The following is a 3,952-nucleotide window of genomic DNA, read 5'->3' as shown; positions in this document are numbered from 1 at the left end:
AACCTGGAACCTGGAACCTCTCTCCATCGTTTTCCGTTCATCACGTTCCACCGGCACAACCGGATGCGGTCACGTGAATCTCAATCTTTTACCAGTCACAACAGGGGACCCAGAACGCAAAGTTCCCGATAGTGGCTTATGTCGCCAAGCGGCTATGCTTCCCCGTCGCTGACTCGGACGACTCCTGCTTCGGCAGGCCTCATGAACACGGTTCACCGCGAACCACTTCCCGCCCAACCACACCCCGTTTCATTCAGGAAAGGACTCCCAGATAAACGCGATCGCGATTCGGTCAGTATCCTTCACCCGAAGGATGGCAATGCAGTAGGGATGGAACGCGTCTCTTCCAGACGCGACTAGTGCATGCCCCCACAAATGATCGTTTTCTCGCGGTTCGCCATTGGAATTCCCAATCCAGTACGGATGGAGTCCTTCTTATGGAAGGAGCAAGTCACGATGACAATCTCTCGATCGCTACGAAAACGGCTTCGCCGATACGCGCTGCTCTGTTTAGTCACTGCCACCACCGCAGGCTTTCTCGAAACCTCACAGACCTCGGTCGCCGAGGACACCCACGACAGCAGCGACTTGCGAGGCTGGGTCGAAGACCTCTCGCAAAGCTCCTTCAGCCAAGAATCGGTTGCGATTCGAAAGCTCGCATCTCAGGCTCCGACACCCCAATTTTTGACGGTCTCCGCGGAAGACCAATTGACGATCGATACGTGCAACTTTGACACCTGGCTTGCAGGCATTCTGCCGCCGTCTGACAGCAAGCCATCCGACACTCCGACAAACATCGAGCCTCAAACGTCCGATCTCGCCAATTCCAACGCCTCGCGGACGTCCAGTCAGTTCAATTCGACGCTTGCGACGATCGCCGCGGCAGCGTCGGCGGGAAACCCGATCCCGCTCAGCCAGTGGACCGAACCCTTCGCCATGATCGGTCCCGATGGCAGCCATACACCGCAAGAAATCAAAGCCTTTCAGGCATGGTTCGACAATGGGAAAGCCTTCGTCGCCGGCCTCGGAAATGGAGACTTCAACGGGTTCATTCCCCTCGTCGATTTCGACGGCAAGGTCGCCGGCCCGACCAATCAGTCGGTTGCGGTGCCGGACAGCAAACCGGCCCAACCGGTGACCGTCGCCCGACCCTTGATCGGAAGCTCACCCGTCATTGCGACCATCGAAGAAGCGTACCAGCCGTATGACTTGGCCGCCGAAGATTTAGCCGCAGCATCGCAATCCAGCGACCTTGGTACCAACGATCCCGAAGACAAACCGGCGGCTGACAAGCCCCAAGATCGTCAGATCGTCTGGACCGACGCGATGTACTCTCCATCACTGCAACCATTCTGCATCCACACACTGGATTTGATGCGAAAGCCCGGTTGGAGTCCGCTGGCCCAAAAGACGATCTCCTCGACCGAGCCCGTTGCACTGTCAGCCGAAGTTGACGCGGCTGCAGAAGTCGAGCAGATTGAGCCCACGCTGGAACTAGAAACGCTCGTCGCCGACGCCGCGGTCGAAGCGCCCGCAGAGGCCGAGCCGGTGCAAGAGGAAGTGGTCGCCGAAGTCTCGCAGGTCGAGCCACCGGTTGAAGCGAAAACGCTCGTCGCCGACGCTGCGGTCGAAGCACCCGCGGACGCCGAGCCGGTGCAAGAGGAAGTGGCCGCCGAAGTCGCGCAGGTCGAGCCACCGGTTGAAGCGAAAACGCTCGTCGCCGACGCTGCGGTCGAAGCACCCGCGGACGCCGAGCCGGTGCAAGAGGAAGCGGCCGCCGAAGTCGCAGAGGTCGAGCCACCGGTTGAAGCGGAAACGCTCGTCGCCGACGCCGCGGTCGAAGCACCCGCAGAGGCCGAGCCGGTGCAAGAGGAAGTGGTCGCCGAAGTCGCGCAGGTCGAGCCACCGGTTGAAGCGAAAACGCTCGTCGCCGATGCCGCGGTCGAAGCACCCGCGGAGGCCGAGCCGGTGCAAGAGGAAGTGGCCGCCGAAGTCGCGCAGGTCGAGCCACCGGTTGAAGCGGAAACGCTCGTCGCCGACGCTGCGGTCGAAGCACCCGCGGAGGCCGAGCCGTTGCAAGAGGAAGTGGTCGCCGAAGTCGCGCAGCTCGAGCCACCGGTTGAAGCGAAAACGCTCGTCGCCGATGCCGCGGTCGAAGCCCCCGCGGACGCCGAGCCGGTGCAAGAGGAAGCGGTCGTAGAGGTCGAGCAGCCTGAGCCACAGGCTGAGTCGATGAAGTTGGTTGTCGCGAATCCCTCTCTTCCCCAAGCTGAGGTGAACGTCGACGAGGTGCCCGGGTATGTCGGGTCTCCGGATTGTTTGTTGGAAGATGTGATGTGGCAGGTCAGTGTTGCGATGGAAGACGCAAACGTGACTGACCAATGGCTCCGCCCCAAGCGGGTCGGGAAACGATTGGCATCGCTGGTGGTGGGCGGTGACCGAGTGGCAACGCGGGTGGCAAGCGAACTGGCCCTGGTATGGCCGGCAAACGCACAGCCCGCGAAACCGATCCCGGGAAGTGGAGCCAAATTGTTGGCGCGAGCCGAGGCCGCTGAGCAGTTACCGGCGGAGGGCACGGCGAAGCCCTTCACGCCAGAACAGCTCGCCCAGGCAGACGCCATGTTCAGGCAGTGGGTCGGCGTGGCCCAAAGTGTTCTAGATGATCTTTCCGATCGCCTAAACGACGTGACTGAGGTTGCCCTTCATCGTGGAACTCAGGACGACTCGAATCGGCGATAAACGAAGACGTCAAGAACGCTTTCGGTAAACACGACGAATCAAGCCGGTCTTCTCCATCCTGCCGGCAGGCACTTTGATTCGGACTCCAACTGCCAGGTCCGCTCATTCTCACAGGTTCCCTCCTCCTGACGAGAATGAGCGGACCTTTTTCCCTCCCCATTCGTTCGCCCTTCTAGGAAACTGATCCGATGATCGCGGTACTCCTCTCCTGCACCCTCAAAATGATCATGGTCTACTCGAAGTCGCGGCTCCAGTCCCGCCGCCCCTAAGTACCGAAAAACATCGCGGTAATCCCCAAGCCGATCACCGCGAACAAGATCACGACCAGAACTTTCACGATCAACGACGTCTGGTACTTGATGTGCGGTGTGCGACGGATCGCGTCCTGATACGATTCGGAAAAAACGACTTTCCCTTTCTGGCTTTGCAGCAGGTACAGGATGTAACCGTTGATCAACGTGCCGAACGGAAACATGAGCAGTCCGATGACGCTGAACACGGTCGCCAAACGCCGCGCGGCGATCTTGAATCGACGCAGTCCCAGGCCGGTGTAGATCTGCACCGACCCCAGACCTCCGTAGATGCCGACCACCAACGCCGCCTCGACCAAACCCATACCTTGCATCCCATTGCCATCGACCAGCAGCGAAACCGCCGCCACTCCCAACATCGCGACGAAGAAGACCAGCAACAGCACGCCTGGGATCAGATACAAGAACCCGATCGACTTGATCGAAGCTTCGTGGCTGAGATAACGCCGCCGAAACGATTCCACGTCCGACTCAAACCCTTCGGTCTCGGAGACGTGCGACGTGGGAGCGTAGGGATTCAGCGCGGCATCTGCGGCGGCCGGCCGCTGAATCGCAAACGGATTGGGCTCGTCATCGGGCACCGCGAAGGGATCTTTCGTCACGATCGACACTCCTGCTCAAAGTCAATCTCAGATTTCAAACTACGGATCTGAGATTGTATCGCAAAATAGTTCCGCAAAGGTGTTTCCCCTGCCTGCAGCACCATGAATCAGCAGAGGCCGTCTCGCATCACGCGTCGCATTCATTTACGAGTTGTGGATCTTGGCAACTCTAAATTTCAGGTCGCGTCGGTCGAGCGGAGAAGGGGGCAGGTACGAATGGCACGGGCATCAGTGACCAGCGATTGAGCACCCGTTGGTGTTTAGCCTGTAGGCGATTCCTGGTCGCTGCTACGCAGCGAT

Annotated in this window: 2 protein-coding genes; one reads left to right on the top strand and one right to left on the bottom strand. The window is 59.7% G+C overall.

Going from position 1 to position 3,952, the window contains the following annotated elements; all coding sequences use genetic code 11:
- Window positions 1–456 precede the first annotated feature (456 nt).
- Window positions 457–2,739: a hypothetical protein gene (locus tag NZK35_RS28920; protein WP_259636008.1), complete on the top strand. Its 2,283-nt coding sequence runs from the start codon at window positions 457–459 to the stop codon at window positions 2,737–2,739.
- 265 nt (window positions 2,740–3,004) lie between these two features.
- Here NZK35_RS28920 and NZK35_RS28915 read toward each other — a convergent pair whose 3' ends face one another.
- Window positions 3,005–3,652 (bottom strand): hypothetical protein, encoded by a 648-nt coding sequence (locus NZK35_RS28915; protein ID WP_259636007.1) that lies wholly within the window; start codon window positions 3,650–3,652, stop codon window positions 3,005–3,007.
- Window positions 3,653–3,952 lie beyond the last annotated feature (300 nt).

The sequence above is a fragment of the Stieleria sedimenti genome, assembly GCF_025060895.1.
GTDB lineage: Bacteria > Planctomycetota > Planctomycetia > Pirellulales > Pirellulaceae > Stieleria > Stieleria sedimenti.
This window is presented reverse-complemented; position numbering and strand designations above follow the sequence as displayed.